The 16,185-nt window shown below is 76.2% G+C and carries 18 protein-coding genes; 7 read left to right on the top strand and 11 right to left on the bottom strand.

Annotation, left to right across the window (positions count from 1 at the left end):
• Positions 1-101: 101 nt before the first annotated feature.
• The 5 genes from HGCM_RS01610 to HGCM_RS01590 all read right to left on the bottom strand — a co-directional run bounded on the left by HGCM_RS01610 (position 102) and on the right by HGCM_RS01590 (position 4,623).
• Positions 102-704 (bottom strand): sugar O-acetyltransferase, encoded by a 603-nt coding sequence (locus HGCM_RS01610; protein WP_019135148.1) that lies wholly within the window; start codon positions 702-704, stop codon positions 102-104.
• Positions 705-775: 71 nt separating this feature from the next.
• Positions 776-1,177 (bottom strand): ATP-binding protein, encoded by a 402-nt coding sequence (locus HGCM_RS01605; protein WP_019135147.1) that lies wholly within the window; start codon positions 1,175-1,177, stop codon positions 776-778.
• Positions 1,167-1,499: an STAS domain-containing protein gene (locus HGCM_RS01600; RefSeq protein WP_019135146.1), complete on the bottom strand. Its 333-nt coding sequence runs from the start codon at positions 1,497-1,499 to the stop codon at positions 1,167-1,169. Before HGCM_RS01600 ends, HGCM_RS01605 begins: the two co-directional genes overlap by 11 nt.
• On the bottom strand, positions 1,499-3,436 hold the full coding sequence (locus HGCM_RS01595) for a glycosyltransferase (RefSeq protein ID WP_019135145.1): 1,938 nt from the start codon (positions 3,434-3,436) through the stop codon (positions 1,499-1,501). Before HGCM_RS01595 ends, HGCM_RS01600 begins: the two co-directional genes overlap by 1 nt.
• Positions 3,433-4,623 (bottom strand): PP2C family protein-serine/threonine phosphatase, encoded by a 1,191-nt coding sequence (locus HGCM_RS01590; RefSeq protein ID WP_019135144.1) that lies wholly within the window; start codon positions 4,621-4,623, stop codon positions 3,433-3,435. The genes HGCM_RS01595 and HGCM_RS01590 overlap by 4 nt, the downstream gene beginning before the upstream one ends.
• A 142-nt stretch (positions 4,624-4,765) precedes the next feature.
• Here HGCM_RS01590 and HGCM_RS01585 point away from each other — a divergent pair, with 142 nt between their 5' ends.
• From HGCM_RS01585 to HGCM_RS01555, 7 genes are all read left to right on the top strand, one after another.
• Positions 4,766-5,200 carry a hypothetical protein gene (locus tag HGCM_RS01585; protein WP_019135143.1) on the top strand — a complete coding sequence of 145 codons (435 nt, stop codon included), beginning with the start codon at positions 4,766-4,768 and terminating at the stop codon, positions 5,198-5,200.
• Positions 5,201-5,284: 84 nt separating this feature from the next.
• The gene (locus HGCM_RS01580; RefSeq protein WP_019135142.1) at positions 5,285-5,878 is read left to right on the top strand and encodes a DinB family protein; all 594 of its coding nucleotides are present in this window, start codon (positions 5,285-5,287) and stop codon (positions 5,876-5,878) included.
• Positions 5,875-6,489, top strand: a complete 615-nt coding sequence (locus tag HGCM_RS01575) for a GyrI-like domain-containing protein (protein WP_019135141.1) — start codon at positions 5,875-5,877, stop codon at positions 6,487-6,489. Before HGCM_RS01580 ends, HGCM_RS01575 begins: the two co-directional genes overlap by 4 nt.
• 62 nt (positions 6,490-6,551) lie before the next feature.
• The gene (locus tag HGCM_RS01570) at positions 6,552-6,950 is read left to right on the top strand and encodes a PadR family transcriptional regulator (RefSeq protein WP_040399263.1); all 399 of its coding nucleotides are present in this window, start codon (positions 6,552-6,554) and stop codon (positions 6,948-6,950) included.
• A complete protein-coding gene (locus tag HGCM_RS01565) occupies positions 6,947-7,858 on the top strand; it encodes a permease prefix domain 1-containing protein (RefSeq protein WP_019135139.1) in 912 nt (303 codons plus the stop codon). Before HGCM_RS01570 ends, HGCM_RS01565 begins: the two co-directional genes overlap by 4 nt.
• A gap of 119 nt (positions 7,859-7,977) precedes the next feature.
• Positions 7,978-9,006 carry an ABC transporter ATP-binding protein gene (locus HGCM_RS01560; RefSeq protein WP_019135138.1) on the top strand — a complete coding sequence of 343 codons (1,029 nt, stop codon included), beginning with the start codon at positions 7,978-7,980 and terminating at the stop codon, positions 9,004-9,006.
• Positions 9,003-9,776 carry an ABC transporter permease gene (locus tag HGCM_RS01555; RefSeq protein ID WP_019135137.1) on the top strand — a complete coding sequence of 258 codons (774 nt, stop codon included), beginning with the start codon at positions 9,003-9,005 and terminating at the stop codon, positions 9,774-9,776. Before HGCM_RS01560 ends, HGCM_RS01555 begins: the two co-directional genes overlap by 4 nt.
• A 45-nt stretch (positions 9,777-9,821) precedes the next feature.
• Here the strand turns inward: HGCM_RS01555 and HGCM_RS01550 are convergent, their stop codons facing one another.
• The 6 genes from HGCM_RS01550 to HGCM_RS01525 form a co-directional block, all read right to left on the bottom strand.
• Positions 9,822-11,144, bottom strand: a complete 1,323-nt coding sequence (locus HGCM_RS01550; protein WP_019135136.1) for an APC family permease — start codon at positions 11,142-11,144, stop codon at positions 9,822-9,824.
• Between the two features lie 73 nt (positions 11,145-11,217).
• Positions 11,218-11,904 carry a response regulator gene (locus HGCM_RS01545; RefSeq protein ID WP_019135135.1) on the bottom strand — a complete coding sequence of 229 codons (687 nt, stop codon included), beginning with the start codon at positions 11,902-11,904 and terminating at the stop codon, positions 11,218-11,220.
• On the bottom strand, positions 11,901-13,295 hold the full coding sequence (locus tag HGCM_RS01540; protein WP_019135134.1) for a sensor histidine kinase: 1,395 nt from the start codon (positions 13,293-13,295) through the stop codon (positions 11,901-11,903). Before HGCM_RS01540 ends, HGCM_RS01545 begins: the two co-directional genes overlap by 4 nt.
• Positions 13,296-13,344: 49 nt before the next feature.
• Positions 13,345-14,175 (bottom strand): ABC transporter permease, encoded by an 831-nt coding sequence (locus tag HGCM_RS01535; RefSeq protein ID WP_019135133.1) that lies wholly within the window; start codon positions 14,173-14,175, stop codon positions 13,345-13,347.
• Positions 14,172-15,029, bottom strand: coding sequence for an ABC transporter permease (locus HGCM_RS01530; RefSeq protein WP_019135132.1), 858 nt, complete (start codon positions 15,027-15,029; stop codon positions 14,172-14,174). The genes HGCM_RS01535 and HGCM_RS01530 overlap by 4 nt, the downstream gene beginning before the upstream one ends.
• Positions 15,026-15,964 (bottom strand): ABC transporter ATP-binding protein, encoded by a 939-nt coding sequence (locus tag HGCM_RS01525; protein ID WP_040399259.1) that lies wholly within the window; start codon positions 15,962-15,964, stop codon positions 15,026-15,028. The genes HGCM_RS01530 and HGCM_RS01525 overlap by 4 nt, the downstream gene beginning before the upstream one ends.
• Between the last annotated feature and the right edge of the window lie 221 nt (positions 15,965-16,185).

Below are 16,185 nucleotides of genomic sequence, written 5' to 3'. Positions count from 1 at the left end.
CTGGCGCGGTCCATCATCGACCTCCTCGGCGACGTCGTGCTCCGAGTCTGGACCCGGGACGACCCGTCGCGCGAGGGGTCCGTCGCCTCCGAGCCCGCGCCTCAGGCGTCGGGACGCAGCGGGCGCACGACGCGCGCGGGGTTGCCGGCGACCACGACGTCCGGGGGCACGTCCTTCGTGACGACGGACCCCGCGCCGACCACCGACCGCGCGCCGATCGTCACGCCCGGGCACACCACGACGCTGCCGCCGAGCCACACGCCGTCCTCGATCGTGATCGACGAGACCCGCTCCCAGCCCTGGGGGCGCAGGTCCGGGTCGAGCACGTGCGTGGGGGTGTACAGGCGCACGCTGGGGCCGATGAGCACGTCCGCGCCGATCCGGATCTCCCCGCCGCCGAGCGTGAGGAAGTCCGCGTTGACGAAGGTCCGGTCGCCCAGGTGCAGGCGGTGCCCGTAGTCCAGGTAGAACGGCGGCCGGAAGTCGACCCCCTCGCCCACGCTGCCGAGCAGCTCGCGGAACAGCGCGGCGGCGGCGTCCCGGTCCTCGTCGTACAGCGCGGTGATCCGACGGCAGGTGCGCTGCGTGCTCGTCGTGAGGTCCGCCAGCTCCGGCCCGTGCCGGTAGCGGTACCAGTCGCCGGCGACCATCTTCTCGTACTCGGTGCGGCCGTCGGCCAGCGCGGCCTCGAGGTCGAGCTCCACCGGCTCCTCCTTCGTCGTGGGACCTCGAGTCTCGCAGCCGGGGTGGGGCGCGCCGTGCGCCGCAGGTCCCGTCAGGAGCGTGGGCGCGCCAGCGTCCAGACCGTCGCGCCCGCCCGCTCGGCGCAGGTGAGGTCGACGAGCAGGCGCGTGAGCGCGAGGCCGCGGCCCGACTCCTGGTCGGAGCCGGGCATCGCGGCGGCGAGGTCCAGCGGGGGCGGCGGTCCCGGTTGGGTCACCTCCGCGACGAGCCTGCGGGCGTCGGCCGTCAGCGCGAGGTGGCGGCCGGGGCCGGCCGCACCGTGCCGGACGACGTTCCCGGCCACCTCGACGACCGCCGTCTCCAGCGCGATCCGGTCCGTCTCGTCGACGTCGGAGGCCGACCGCCAGAGCCGGGCGAGCGCGTCGTGCACGCGGTCCAGCACCGCCTCGTCGTCGCCGTCGAGGTCGACCTCGACGTGCCCCTCAGGAGGCACGCAGCGCGTCCTCGACCGTGTCGTAGGGGCGCAGCACCCGGTCCATCGTCGTGAGCTGCAGGACCGTGCGGACCTGCGCCCCCGCGCACGCGAGGCGCAGGTCGCCGCCGGCCACGCGGGTCGCCCGGAGCCCGCCGACGAGCGCTCCGAGGCCCGAGGAGTCCATGAACGTGGTGTCGGCCAGGTCGAGCACCACGACGCGGTGCCCGCCGGCGACCGTCTCGTCGATGCGCGCGCGCAGCTCGCCGGCCGTCACCATCGTCAGGCGGCCCGCCGGGCGCAGGACGGCGGCGTCCGCTCGCAGGTCGGTCTCGATCTCCATCAGCCCATCCTCTCCGCGCCCGTGTACCCGCGGTACCGGAGCGCCTGCACGATCACGCTGAGCACGACCAGGTCGTAGGCGACCCACAGCAGGTTCACCCACGTGCCCACCCACGGCGCGTAGCCGAGCCCCCAGCGCGCGATCCCGACCACGGCGGCGACGACGAGGGCGCCCATGGCGACCAGCTGGGGGAGGACGAGCCGCCACGACCCGCGCCCGTCCTGACGGACCTTGGGCGTCACGGCGAAGCCGAGCGGTCGCCCGAACCAGACGTTCGCCGCCGCGGTCCACGTCGCCCGGATCCAGACCGGGAACAGCGCGAGGCTGTACTGCTGCCCGCGCCACGTCCGGATCCCGCGCGCCGCGACCAGGAAGAGCACCTGGCTCGCGAGCTGGAACGGCAGGAACCGCGCGAAGAAGTCCCACGTCCACGCCGTCACCGGCAGCACGCCGAAGCACAGGAAGATGATCGGCGCCGCCAGGTAGACCACGGCCGCGAAGCCCGACAGGTAGCTCCACATCGTGGCGAGGTACATGAGGCGCTGCCCGAACCGCAGGCCGGGCACGCGCAGCGGGTTCTCCTGCAGGAACACCTGCATGGTCCCCTGCGCCCAGCGCAGGCGCTGGGTGATCATCGTCCCGAGGTCCTCCGGCGCGAGCCCGTGCGCGAGGCGCTCGTGGTGGTACACGGTCCGCCACCCCAGCGCGTGCAGCCGCATCGCGGTCGCCATGTCCTCGGTGACGGACAGCGTCGCGACGGGCATGACGGGCTGCGCCTCGTCGGCACGGTCGACGTCGACGGCCCGCACGAGCGCCTGCACGGACGCGAGCGCGCCGAGCGGGGACCACTCGCGGTCGGTGAGCCGGGCGAGCGCCTCCTCGTCCACGACCGGTGCGCCGAGCTCGCTGTCGGTCTCGACGGGCCACGCGCCGATCGCCTCGAGGTCCGCGCGCATGGCCGCCACGTCGGTCCCGACGACCGCCGCGGACACCTCGTCGACCCGGCGCTGGAAGGCGTAGGTCACGTCGGCCAGCGGCTCGCCCGCGTCGAGCAGCGCGAGCGACGAGCGCGCCGCCGAGCTCACCTCGTCGACGGCCGCCGCGACCCGCGGGTCGTCGGCCCGGCGCCGGGCGCGGGCGAGCACCGTGCGGGACGCACGCAGCGCCTCGCGCACCGCCTGGTCGGTGGCCCGGACGTACCCGACGAGGCCGAGCTGCATGAGCGCCTCGCGCCGCAGCACGGCGTTGGAGCCGCAGAAGAAGGCCGCGTTCCAGCCGTCCTTGCCCTGCTGGATCGGACCGTAGAAGAGCGGCGCCTGGCTGCCGAGGGGGTCGGCCTCGGGCACGTTGGTGAAGTACTGGGGAGTCTGGACCAGCGCGACCTGCGGGTCGGAGAAGTAGCCGAGGGTGCGGTGGAGGAGCTCGGGGTCCGGGATCTGGTCCGCGTCGAGCACCACCAGGAACTCCCCGTCCGTCTGGAACAGGGCGTTGTTGAGGTTGCCGGCCTTGGCGTGCCGGTTGCGGCCCTCCCAGTCGGCCGTCCGGACGAGGTAGCCCACGCCGGCGTCCGCGGCGGCGGCCGCCAGCTCCGGGCGCGCGCCGTCGTCCAGCACCCAGGTGCGGTGCGGGTACCGGAGGTCGCGTGCCGCCTCGGCGGTGCGCAGGACGAGGTCGACCGGCTCGTCGTACGTCGTGACGAAGACGTCGACCGTGAGCCCCGGCCCGGGGGCGGGCGGCGCCGGCCGGGTGCGCGCGCGCCACATCGTGAGCCCGAAGAGCGTGACGTCGACGACGCTGTACGTCTCCGCGAGCACGAGGGGCACCGCGATCCACCAGGCGGACCAGTTCACCGACTCCAGCCAGCGCCAGACGACGTAGTTCACCCCGAGCACGATCGTCAGCGTGGCGACGACGCGCAGGAGCAGCAGGCGGCTCACGGGGCCTCGCGGTGGACGGCGACGACGGTGAGGTCGTCGGGGCGGTCCGCGGCGCCGCGGGCCACGGCGAGCACGCGGTCGACGGCGTCGGCGGCGCTGCGCGCGCCGGCGAGGCCGCGGGCGACCTCGTCCACCGAGGCGACCGTGCCGTCGAGCACGTCGAGGACGCCGTCGCTGAACGTGACGAGCAGGTCCCCGGGCCCGAGCACGACGCGCGCGGCGTCGCGCGGCGGCGGCGGGGCCTCGGGGTCGAGCGCGGCGGCGAAGCCCAGCGGCGGCCCCCCGGCCTCCAGCCGGGTGGTGCGCCCGTCGGGGTGGACGACGAGCGCCAGGCCGTGCCCCGCGTCGACGTAGTCGACCGCACCCGAGGCGGGGTCGAGGTGGGCGTGGAAGGCCGTCGCGAACATCGAGGTGCCGGACAGGTCGAGCGCGAGGCTCTCCTCCGCCGTCGCGACGGCGTCGGCCACCGAGCCGCGCCGCGACGCCGCCCGCAGGACCGCGCGGACCGTCGCGGCGATGATGGCCGCGGCGCCGCCCTTGCCCATGACGTCGGCGAGCGTGAACGTCAGCCCGTCGGGGGCGAGCGCCCAGTCGAAGAAGTCGCCGCCCACCCCGCGCGCGGGCAGGCACGCGCCGGCGACGCCGTAGCCCGGGACGTCCGGCACGGACCGGGGCAGCAGCCGGGCCTGCACCTGCGCCGCCCGTTGCAGCTCGTCGTCGACGACGAGCTCCTGCTCCACCCAGGACGCGAGGTCGCGCAGCAGCACCGCGTCCTGCGCGCCGAACGCGCGGGGCCGCACGTCCATGAGGCAGAGGGTGCCCACCCGGTGGCCGCCGGGGGCGACGAGCGGGTGCCCCGCGTAGAACCGCAGGTGCGGGTCGTCGACGACCCACGGGTTGTCCTCGAACCGGGGGTCGGCGGTGGCGTCCTCGACGACGAACGTCTCCGGCTGCTCGATCGTCAGGCGGCAGAAGGACGTGTCGCGCGGCGCCTCGTCCTGCTCCAGGCCGACCTTGGCCTTGTAGAAGAGCCGGTCACGGTCGACGAGCGAGACGAACGCGGTCGGGACGTCGAACAGCTGCTGCGCCAGCCGGACGACGCGGTCGAAGCGCTCCTCCGGCGGGGTGTCGAGCATGCCCAGCCGCTGCAGCGCGACCAGCCGCGCGTCCTCCGTGTCCACCGCCATGCGGCCGACCGTAACCGGGGCCCGGCAGGCCTTCCACCTGGACGGGTGTCCTCCGCGCGGACCGACCGGCCGCGCGGCGCGGTGTCGTCCTCGACGCCCCGCTCGGCGCGCGCGGGGACCCCGGTCCGCCCACCATGGGCTCATGACGGACGACCGGCCCGACGCGGAGCACCTCCCCCCGGACGGCGTGAGCGACGCCGTCGTCGAGGCCGTCGGCGGGGTGACCGCCGCGTTCGAGGTGGTCGAGCAGGCCCGCGGCATGCTCTACGCCTTCCACCGCCTCGTGGGCCGGGCCGACCTCGAGCTCGCCGAGGCGCTGGACCGGCTGGAGGAGGCGGGGGAGGCGCAGCTGGCCGACGAGCTGCGCTCCGAGGTCGTCGGCCGCAACGTGCTCGACGGGCGCTGGACGTTCCAGGTCGTCGAGGAGTTCGACGACGGCTACTACCGGACGTTCGCGGACGCGGAGGCCCGCCTGCGCGACCGGCTCGTCGGCGGGCGCCGGCACGTGTACGAGTCGCAGCTCAAGGAGCGCACCCGCACGCACGGCCGTCCGGGTCACGCGTCGCGCCCCGGCTGAGGCGTCCGCCCCGTGTCGGTGGCCGGGCCTAGCGTGCGGCGCGAGAGGTCGGGCGCGCGTCGAGCGGGAGTCGAGGGGGAGCCGATGGCCGAGGACGAGCTGGTGGAGCCGCCCGTCGCGGGCGACGAGGTCGCGACGCTGCTCGGCTCGCTGGAGCGGCAGCGGGCGACCTTCGCGTGGAAGGTCGGCGGCCTGGACGCCGCCGCGCTGCGCCGCACGGTCGCCGCGTCGAGCATGACGCTGGGCGGGATCGTCAAGCACCTCGCGTTCGCCGAGGAGCTGTGGTTCGGCACCCGGCTGCTGGGCCGCCCGCCGGGCGCGCCGTGGGACGAGGTCGACTGGGACGCCGAGCCCCGGTGGCCGTGGACCTCGGCGGCGCAGGACGAGCCCGACGAGATCTACGCGCTGTGGCGCCGGTCGGTGGTGCGTGCCCGGCAGGACGTCGCGGTCGCGCTCGCCGACGGCGGGCTCGACCGTCGCTCGGTGTGGGCGCCGCCCGGGTACACGGGCGAGCTGCCGACGCTGCGGCGGATCCTCGTCGACCTCGTCGAGGAGTACGCCCGGCACGTCGGGCACGCGGACCTCTACCGGGAGGCGATCGACGGCCTCGTCGGCGAGGACGCCCCCGAGCTGCCGGCGCTGTACCCCCGCCCCGGGCGCGCGTCGACCGGCTCGTGAAGGCGGACCTCAGGAAGGAGATCGCCTCGTACTCCGCGCGCCGGGGCGTGCTCGAGCTCGTCACCGTGCCGCCGCTGCAGTACCTCGCGGTCGACGGTCACGGGGACCCCAACACCGCACCCGGGTACCAGGACGCGCTCGCGTCGCTGTACCCGCTCGCCTACGCCCTGAAGTTCCTCAGCAGGCGCGAGCTCGGGCGGGACTACACGGTGCCGCCGCTGGAGGGCCTGTGGTGGGCCGACGACATGGCGGTGTTCACCGGTGCGCGCGACAAGGGCCGGTGGGCGTGGACCCTCCTCGTGCTCGTGCCCGACTGGCTGGCCGCGGAGCACGTCGAGGCCGCGCGGTCCACGGTGGCCCGCAAGGGCGGGGCGCCGCTGCTCGACGCGGTCCGCCTCGAGGCGCTGGACGAGGGCCTGTGCGCGCAGACCCTGCACGTCGGCCCGTACGACGACGAGGGGCCCGTGCTCGCGGAGCTGCACGAGCGGTTCGTCCCCGAGCACGGCCTGAGGATGACCGGGCGGCACCACGAGGTGTACCTCAGCGACGCGCGACGGACGGCGCCGGAGCGGCTCCGCACCCTGCTCCGTCAGCCGGTCCGTCCGCTCTGACGGGGTCGGACTCGTGGGCTTCGTTGTCATCCAGTAGTTGATCAGATACAGTAATCGGCGTGATGCAGCACTCCGTCCCGCCGCCGGCCGACGACGCGTTCTCGGCGGACCTCCTGCGCGGCCACACCGACACGATCGTGCTCGCCACGCTGCGGCGCGGGGACCGGTACGGCTTCGAGATCTACAAGGCGATCCGCGACGCGACCGGCGGCGCCCACGAGATCAAGGAGGCGACCCTCTACGCGACGTACCGGCGCCTCACGCAGGACGGCCTGGTCGAGGCGTACTGGGGCGACGAGTCGCAGGGCGGTCGTCGCAAGTACTACCGGATCACCGACGCCGGCCGGGCGGTCTTCCGCCGCAACGTCGCCGCCTGGGTCGCCACGCGCGACGTCATCGACGCGCTCCTCGAGCAGGCCGGCCCCCTCACGACCCCCGCCACGAAGGGCTCCGACCGATGACCAGCGTGCACCGCCTGCTCGACGACGCGTTCGACGGCGTCGACCTCACGCCCGAGGTCCAGGACCTCAAGGAGGAGATCCGCGCGAACCTCGAGGCGCGGGCCCTCGAGCTCGTCGCGGGCGGCGCCAGCGACGACGCCGCGGCCCGGCAGGCGTTCGACGAGCTCGGCGACGTGCGCGCCCTCGTCGCCGACGCCGCGGGCGACGCCGCCGCAGCCGCTCCCGGGTCGGCGCGCCGCTACGCCTCCGGCGCGCTCGTGCACCGGGTCCGCCCGCGGCCCGGCTTCGTCGCCGGCGCCGTCGTCGTGTCGCTCGTGGGCCTCGCGGCGCTCGCTGCGGGAGTGCTCGGTGCCGCGGGGGTGCTCGACCCGTCGACGCCCGCCGTGCTCGCCGCCGTCGCCGTGACGGCTCTCGCCGTCGGGTGGGTGACCGGCTCGTCGCTCGCGCAGGAGACCACGACGCACCACCCGCTGCCGGCCGGCCGCGCGGCCGGCTACGGGGCCGGGGCTGCCCTCGTCGTCCTGGGCGGCGGGCTCGCGGGCGTCGTCGCGCCCCTGTCGCTGCCCGCCGCGTGGTACGTGCTCGCCGGCCTGCTGGTGGTCGTCGGGACCGCCGCGCTCGCCGCGCTCGGCGCCACGCAGACCAACCGGACCAAGGCCTGGGCGCGCCAGGCCGAGCGCGAGCTCACCGCCGAGAACCGGTTCGAGCAGGACCCGGCGGCGGCGGCGCGGTTCGGGATCTACACGGCCGTGACGTGGCTCGTCGCGTTCGTCGCGTTCGTCGTGCTGGGGTTCGCCGTGAGCTGGGCGTGGTCCTGGCTCGCGCTCGTCGGCGGCTTCGCCGTCATGATGCTCGTCCTCGCCCGGATGCTGTTCGGGCAGGGCAGCAGCGGTCCGTCCGACCGCTGACAGGACGGTCCCGGGCGACTGCCATCGCCCGGGACCGGTGGCTCGGGTCCGGTGCACGAACCGCGAGACGCACACCCAGAGTAGGGGCGTGCGCCGGACCCTCCGACCCAGGAGGAGACATGTCCGTCACGACCGACCGGTCGGGCGGGGGCGTCGCGATCGACGTCGCCGGCCTGACCAAGACCTACCGCGGGAGCCGAGGGGCCCCGGCCGTCCGCGCGCTCGACGGGCTCGACCTGCGGGTCGGCGCCGGCACCGTCCTCGGCCTCCTCGGGCCCAACGGCGCCGGCAAGTCCACGACCGTGCGGGTGCTCGCCACGCTGACCCGCCCCGACAGCGGCACCGCCGTCGTCGCGGGGCACGACGTCAGCCGGGAGCCCGCCGCCGTCCGGCGCGCGATCGGGTACGTCGCCCAGCGCCCCGTCACCGACCCGATGGGGACCGGGCGGGAGAACCTCGTCCTGGCCGCCCGGCTCCAGGGCCTCGGGGCCCGCGCGGCTGCAGCGCGCGCGGACGAGCTGCTCGAGCGGTTCGGCGTCGCCGACGCCGCCCACCGGCTCGTCCGGACGTGGTCCGGGGGCATGGCACGCAAGCTCGACGTGGCCATGGGCCTCGTGCACCGACCGCAGGTGCTGTTCCTCGACGAGCCCACGACGGGCCTCGACCCGGACTCCCGCGCGGCGCTGTGGGCCGAGATCGCGCGCCTCGCGTCCGTCGAGCGCATGACCGTCCTGCTGACGACCCACTACCTCGACGAGGCCGACCGGCTCGCCGACCGGGTCGTCATCGTCGACCGCGGCCGCTCCGTCGTCACGGGCACGCCCGACGAGCTCAAGGACGCGCTGCACGGCGACGGGCTGACGGTCGAGGTCGCCGACGAGGCGGCCCTGGCCCGCGCGGTCGAGGCCGCGCGGCGGGTACCGGGCGTCGTCGAGGTGCGGCCCGACGGGCGGGTCCTGCGGGCGCGCGCGGCGTCCGGGGCGGGCACGCTGCCGGCGCTGCTCGCGGCGCTGGACGCGGCGGCCGTCGAGGTCCGGACCGCGGGCCTGTCGCGTCCGAGCCTGGACGACGTGTACCTGCGGCACACGGGGCGCAGCCTCGACGCGGCGGAGTCCGATGCGGCCCGGGCGGCGGGGGTGGCGGCATGAGCGCGCTGACCCAGACCGCGCTCCTCACGGCGCGGCAGGCCCGGCAGGGGATGCGCATCCCCGTCTTCATGGTGATGAACCTCGTGCAGCCGATGATCTGGCTGCTGCTGTTCGGCCAGCTGTTCCGCACGGTCGTCGAGATCCCCGGCTTCGCCGGCGGCAGCGACGTCTCCTACCTGGAGTTCCTCACCCCGGGCGTCGTGATGATGACGGCGATGGGCGGGGCCGCGTGGGCGGGGACGACCTTCATCCAGGACTCCGACCGCGGGGTGATGGACCGGTTCCTGGCCGCGCCGACGAGCCGCGGCGCGCTGCTCTCGTCGACCATGGCCTGGTACGCGGTGCTCGGCAGCGTGCAGGCGCTCGTCGTGGTCGGGGTCGCGTGGCTGTGCGGCGCGCGGTTCCCGGGCGGGTGGGGCGGCGTGCTCGTCACGCTCGTCGCGACCGCGCTGCTCTCGTGCCTGGTCGCCGCGTTCTCCGGCGCGGTCGCGCTGGTGACGCGGCAGCAGGAGGCGCTCATCGGCGTCTCGCAGCTGCTGATCCTGCCGCTGATGTTCCTCTCGTCCGCCGTGATGGATACCGCGCTGGCGCCGTCGTGGATCGCGACCGCGGCCCGGTTCAACCCGTTCGACTGGGCGGTGGTGGTGGCACGCGACGCGCTCGCGGGCTTCACCGACCCCGGCCTGGTGTGGTCCCGGCTCGCGCTGCTCGTCGTCGCCGTGCTCGCACTCGCGGCGCTCGCGCTCTCGGCGTTCCGCCGCCGGGACTGACGGTGGCGTCCGGCCCGCCGCACGCGCGGCGGGCCGGCGCACCGCCTACGCGTGCGACGTGCGGCGCCGCGCGACGAGGTGCAGGACGACGCCGACGGCGAGCAGGACCGCGGCCAGCACCCAGTGCCGCAGCTCCTGCTGCGTCAGCAGGCCGAGGCAGGTGCCGACGGCGAGCACGGGCAGCGGGGTCCAGGCGCGGAAGTGGTCGTGCCCGACCCGGTCCTTGCGCAGCACGAGCACCGCCACGTTGGTGCTGAGGAACACGAGCAGCAGGAGCAGCACGACCGTCGACGCGAGGTCCTCGAGCGAGCCGGTCGTGGTGAGCACCATCGCCACCGCCGTCGTCACGAGGATCGCGACGATCGGCGTGCGGCGGCCGGGCAGCACGCGGCCGAAGACGCTCGGCAGCAGGCGCTCCTCCGCCATCCCGTAGGCGAGCCGGCTCGCCATGATCATCGTCAGCAGGGCGCCGTTGGCCACGGCGACGAGCGCGATCACGGAGAACACCTCGCGGGGCACCCCGCCCGCGGCCTCGACGACCTCCAGCAGCGGGCCGCTGGACCCGGCCAGGTCGGCGGGCGCCACGACGGCGGGCGCGACGATGCCGACGAGCAGGTAGACGACGCCGGCCGTGAGCAGCGCCCCGAACAGCGCCTTCGGGTACACCCGGCGCACGTCGCGGACCTCCTCCGCCAGGTTGGCGGAGGTCTCGAAGCCGACGAACGAGTAGAACGCGATGAGCGCCCCGCCGAGCGTCGCGGCGGCGACGCCGGTGCCGTCGGGGAGCTCGCCGATGCGCCCGACGTCGCCGTCGCCGCGCGCCAGCACGATCACGCCGAGGACGACGACGGTGAGCAGCCCGCCCAGCTCGATGACGGTCATGCCGAGGTTCGCCCGCAGCGACTCGCGGATGCCCCGCGCGTTGAGGGCTGCGACGAGAGCGAGGAAGACGATGGCGGTCGGCACGGGCGGCACGTCGAGGAAGACGCCCAGGTAGTCGCCGGCGAACGCGAGCGACAGGCCCGCGGCGGAGGTCACCCCCGCGGCGAGCATGCTGAACCCGACGAGGAACGACAGCCACGGCCGGCCGAACGCGCGCTGGGCATAGACCGCCGAGCCGCCCGCCTGCGGGTACTTGGTGACGAGCTCGGCGTACGACGCGGCGGTGAGCAGCGCCATGACGAGCGCGACCAGCAGCGGCAGCCAGATCATGCCGCCGGCCTCGTCGGCGAGCACGCCGACCAGCGCGTAGACGCCGGCGCCGAGGACGTCGCCGAGGATGAACAGGAACAGCAGGGGTGCGGTCACCGCGCGGCGCAGGCGGGTGCCCGCCTCGCGCTCGGTGCTCGTGTCGGTGGTGTCGGTCACCGCCCGAGTATCAGCACGTCCGCGCGGGTCCGCACGGTGGGGCGGCACGTCGTCGGGGTCCGCCCGAGGGACCTCAGGAGGGTCCCGTGCCGCGGGCGACGAGCCCGCACTCGTAGGCGAGGATCACCGCCTGCACGCGGTCGCGGGCACCGAGCTTGGCGAGCACGTTGCCGACGTGGGTCTTGACCGTGGTCGTCGAGAGCACGAGCGTCGCCGCGACCTCCCCGTTCGACATGCCCTGCGCGACGAGGCGCAGCACGTCGAGCTCGCGCGGCGTGAGCGCGTCGAGCCGTGGGTCGAGGCCGGGGCGGTCGCGCGCCGGGTCGCCGCCGGCCGGCAGGTGCGGGGCGAACAGGTCGAGCATGCGCTGCAGCACGCGCGGCGCGACGACGGCGGTGCCCGCCGCGACGGTCCGGATCGCGTCGACGAGCTCGTCCGGGCGCGCCGACTTCAGCAGGAACCCGCTCGCCCCGGCCCGTAGCGCGGCGAACGCGAGGTCGTCGACGTCGAACGTGGTGAGGACGAGCACGCGGGACGTCGGGTGGTCGGCGACGACGCGCCGGGTCGCCTCGATGCCGTCCATCCCGGGCATGCGGATGTCCATGACGACGACGTCGGGCGCGAGCGCGGCGACCTGCTCGAGCGCGACCCGTCCGTCGGCCGCCTCGCCGACGACCTCGAGGTCCGGCTCGGACTCGATGACGAGCCGGAACCCGACGCGCAGCAGCGCCTGGTCGTCCACGAGCAGCACCGTCGTCACGCGCGTCCTCCGTCCTCGTCGGCGCACGGGATCACCGCGTGCACGCGCCAGCCGCCGCCCGGCCGCGGGCCGGCCTCGACGTGCCCGCCGAGCAGCGCCGCGCGCTCCTGCATGCCCACGACGCCGCGCCCCGTGCCGTGCGCCTCGGCGGGTCGCGTGCCGCCGCTGTCGACGACGTCCACCTCGACCGCCGAGGGGGTGCGCCGCAGCGCGACGTGCACCGACGCCGTGCCCGGCGCGTGCCGCAGCACGTTCGTGAGGGCCTCGCCGACGACGCGCAGGACCGCCAGCCGCACCGAGGTGTCGGCCGGCAGCGCGACGTCCGTCCCGCTGGCCGTCACCGGCAGCCCCACGGCGCCGAACCGGGCGACGAGCGTCGCGAGGTCCACCTCGGTGGGCTCGGCGCGCCGGTCGTGGGCCACCGGACCGAGCGCGCCGAGCACCCGCTGCATGTCCGCGAGCGCGGCGCGCCCGGTGCGCCCGGCCTCGCGCAGCGCCTCGCGGGACCGCTCCGGCGCCCGCTCGAAGGCCGCGTCGGCGCCGTCGGAGAGCGCCACCATCACCGAGAGGCTGTGCGCGACGACGTCGTGCATCTCGCGTGCGATGTGCGCCCGCTCGGACGCGCGGGCCAGCTCGGCGCTCTGGTCGCGCTCGCGCGCCATCGCCCGGTAGCGCTCCACCAGCTCGACGGTGTGCAGCCGGCGTGCGCGCGTCGCCGAGCCGGTGGTCACGCCGAGCAGCAGCAGCGCGAGCAGCAGCAGGACGTCGCCGGAGCGGCGGCCGGGGGAGAAGGGCGGCTCGTCGAAGTACGTCGTCGGGTCCCACTGCTGGCCGGTCCCCGCGCCCGACCACGAGAGCGTCTCGAGGAGCCCGAGGTCCTGCCAGCGCCAGAGCGCCACGGTGAGGACCACGAGCACCGCGCCGAACGTCATCCACGTGGTCCGGGGGCTGTGCGACGCGGCGACGCTGTAGAGGGCGCAGGCCAGGCACGCCACGGCGACGCCGACCACCCCCGCGACGAGCAGCGACGCGACGGCGGTGACCAGCAGGAGCGCCGTGACGAGCAGCGGCCGCGCCCGGCGGGCCAGCAGCAGCGCCGGCGCGACCGCCGCGCCGACGAGCCACGTGCCGGTGACGACGTCCGTCACGTCGTCCTGCGCGTACAGCCCCAGCGCCCGCGCGCCGGCGGCGGTCTCGAACGCGAAGGCCGCCCCGACGACGCCGAGGACGGCCATCGACCCCGCCACGACCAGGTCCATGATCCAGGGCCGTGCCGCGACGAGCCGGGCGACCGGGCCGCCGCCGCGCACCTGGGCCTCGGTCAGGAGGGCGGCATCGTCCGGACGGGGCCCCGGGACGACGGCGTCGCCTGGCCCGCTCCGGATCACCACGGCCCCACTGTCCCATCCCGCACCCGGGCGGGGCGCCGCGCCGTCCGGGTCAGAGGTCATGGCGCCGGAGCCGGTACGCCGCGGCGGCGAGCGCCACGACCACCCACCCGGCGAGCACCACCCCGCCGCCCCAGGTGCCGAGCTGCGGCCCGTGGGTCGCGGCGTCGAGCGCGGCGAGGGCCGCGTCGTCCTGGACGAGCCGGCCGCCCGCCCCGGGCAGCAGCGCGCGCAGGGTGTCGGTGACGCGGCCCGGGTTCGTGGCGAGCAGCGGGTCGAGGACGACGACGAGGAGCATCCCCGTGACGAGGGCGTCCGCGGGCCGCCGCAGCAGCGACCCGAGCCCGACGCCGAGCAGGGCCACCCCCGTGTGCAGCAGCAGGAACCCGGCGAGCGCCCGGACGGTGCCGGGGTCGTGGAGGTCGAGGGCGAGCGGCACCGACGACCGGACGCCCGACGTGGCCAGGACGGACGCTCCCAGCGCCGCGCCCGCCGTGCCCAGCGCCGCCGCGGCCGTCACGAGGGCCTGGCCGGCGAGCACCGGCAGCCGGCGGGGGACCGCCGTGAACGTGGTGCGGGCGGTGCCCGTCGAGTGCTCCGCCGTCCCGACGAGCACGCCGAGCACGAGGAACCCGACCTGCGCCAGCACCGAGCCGGACGTCACCACCCCGGTGCCGGAGCGGCCGTCCTCGGCGCGGACGAACAGACCCAGCCCGTAGGCCGTCGCGGCCGTGGCCGCGACGGTGCCGAACGCGAGCCACGCGGTCGAGCGCAGGCTCGTGAGCTTCGTCCACTCGGCCGCGAGGACCCGGGCGAGCGTGACGCCCCGGCGCGCGGGGGCGCCGCGCACCGCCCGCGGCGCCGCGGCCGTCACCGCGCTCACGTGACGTCCCTCGTCCGCAGGCGGACGGCGGCGAGGCCGAGCAGGACGAGCACCCAGGCCGCCAGGACGAGCCCGCCGCCCACCGGACCGAGGGCGGGCGCGCCGTCCATCCCGGTGCTGCCCGCGGGGAGCGTCATGAGCTGCCCGGCCGTGCCCGGCAGCAGCACGCCCACCGTGCCCGTCACCGTCAGGCCCGAGCCCTCGGAGGCGGCGCCGCCGATCAGGGGGTCCGACGCGAGCATGAGCACCACCGGCAGCAGGAAGACGAGCACGATCGCGGTGACGAGCGCCGGCACGGTCCGGCGCAGCAGCGCGCCGACCGCCAGCCCGAGCAGGGCCAGGCCGACGAGGAGCAGGACCATCCCGACGAGCACCCCGGGCGTGCCGTCGGCGGCGAGGTCGAGCGTCATGCCGCGCGAGGCGGCGGCGGGCAGGACGCCGGCGACGCACGCGGCCACGGTGACCACCGCGAGGCCCAGGCCGAAGGCGGCCGTCACGACCGCCTGGGCGGCGAGCACGGGCCAGCGCCGCGGGACGACGGTGAAGGTCGAGCGGAACCCGCCCGTCCGGAACTCGCCCGCCCCGACGAGCACGCCCAGCACGAGCGGCCCGAGCTGGGCCAGCAGCAGCCCGGTGCTGATGGAGTCCGCCGGCACGAAGCCCGGGTCGACCGACGAGGCGTTCGCGCTGAGCCACGTGATCACGCCGGCGACCAGCACGGTGACGACGGCCGTCCACCAGGGGGAGCGCAGGCTCGTCAGCTTGGTCCACTCCGCCGCGACCACGCCGCCGGCCGTGACGCCGCGGCGGGGCGTGCCGACGGGCCGGACCCCGGTGACGACGGCGGCGCTCATCGGGCACCGCCCGCGGGCGCACCGGCGGCGTCGGACGTGCGGTACTCGACCGCGTCGGCGGTGAGCCGCAGGTAGGCGTCCTCCAGCGAGCCGGCCTCCGTGGAGAGCTCGAGCACGGTCACCCCGCACCGGCGCGCGGCGGCCCCGACGTCGCCGACCGTGGCGCCGCGCACCTGCAGGACCCCGGGCTCCTGCGGTGTCACGTGCGCCCCCCGCTCGAGCAGCGCGCGCAGCAGCGGCTCGGGCTCGCTCGTCCGGACGCGCACGGTGCCCGCCCGCTCGGAGCGCGCCACGATCTCCGCCACCGACGCGTCGGCGAGCAGCCGACCGCGACCGATGATCACGACGCGGTCCGCGCACAGCGCGAGCTCGTGCATGAGGTGCGAGGACAGCAGCACGGTCCGGCCCTCGGCGGCGAGCTCGCGCACGAGCCGGCGGATCCACAGCACGCCGTCGGGGTCGAGGCCGTTCACGGGCTCGTCGAGGATCAGCGTGCCGGGGTCGCCGAGCAGCGCGCCGGCGATGCCGAGGCGCTGGCCCATGCCGAGCGAGAACGTGCCCGCGCGGCGGCCGGCCGCCGACTCCAGCCCGGTCAGCTCGAGGACCTCCCGCACGCGGGCCCTGCCGATCCCGTGCGTCTGGGCGAGTGCCCGCAGGTGCCGGTACGCCGAGCGACCGGGGTGCACGGAGCGGGCGTCGAGCATGACGCCGACGGCGTGCAGGGGCGCCGCGAGCTCGGCGTAGGGAAGCCCGTCGACGGTCGCGCGTCCGGAGGTCGGCCGCTCCAGCCCGACGACGACCCGCATCGTCGTCGACTTCCCCGCGCCGTTGGGCCCGAGGAACCCGGTGACGGTGCCGGGCCGCGCGGCGAACGTCAGCCCGTCCACCGCCGTCGTCCGGCCGTAGCGCTTCGTCAGCGCCTCCACCTCGATCATCACGTCTCCTGTCGTCGTGGACGCCCGGTGGGGCGACCGTCGTCGACGCTACGAAGGCGGCCCGGCCCGCCGGCACCTGCCCGCGGCGGAACCGCGGCGCCGCTCGCCCTCCTCCTCCGGGAGGAGGGCCGCCCGCCCGGGGGCCGACGGGCTGTCGTCGGCCGCGTCGCCGCGGGACACTGCCCGCATGGGCCCCGCGCGCGCCGACCGTTCGTCCCGGG

The sequence above is a fragment of the Cellulomonas massiliensis JC225 genome, from assembly GCF_000312005.1.
GTDB lineage: Bacteria > Actinomycetota > Actinomycetes > Actinomycetales > Cellulomonadaceae > Cellulomonas > Cellulomonas massiliensis.
This window is presented reverse-complemented; position numbering and strand designations above follow the sequence as displayed.